At 65.1% G+C, this 255-nt stretch carries 1 protein-coding gene; it reads left to right on the top strand.

From position 1 onward, the window contains the following. On the top strand, positions 1 to 255 hold a 255-nt coding region (locus ACP7H9_RS14295), incomplete at both ends, for a pyridoxal-phosphate dependent enzyme (RefSeq protein ID WP_439222947.1).

Consider the following 255-nt stretch of genomic DNA (forward strand, 5'->3'; position numbering starts at 1 on the left):
CGGTCGTCGCTGCCGCGAAGGGATACGACGTCACCATCGTAATGCCGGCGTCGAAATCCCCCGAACGAAGACGGCTGATGTCGGCCTACGGGGCCGACATCGAACTCGTCGACGGGACGATTTCCGACGCGAAAGACCGGGCGGATGACCTCGAAGCCGAGGCCGGGATGGTCCAACTCGGGCAGTTCGAGAACTCGGCAAACCCCGAGGCCCACTACCGGACGACCGGGGCGGAGATCCTCGAACAGGTCGGTG

This window comes from Idiomarina sp. ST20R2A10 (assembly GCF_051842345.1).
GTDB classification, from domain to species: Bacteria; Pseudomonadota; Gammaproteobacteria; order Enterobacterales; family Alteromonadaceae; genus Idiomarina; species Idiomarina loihiensis.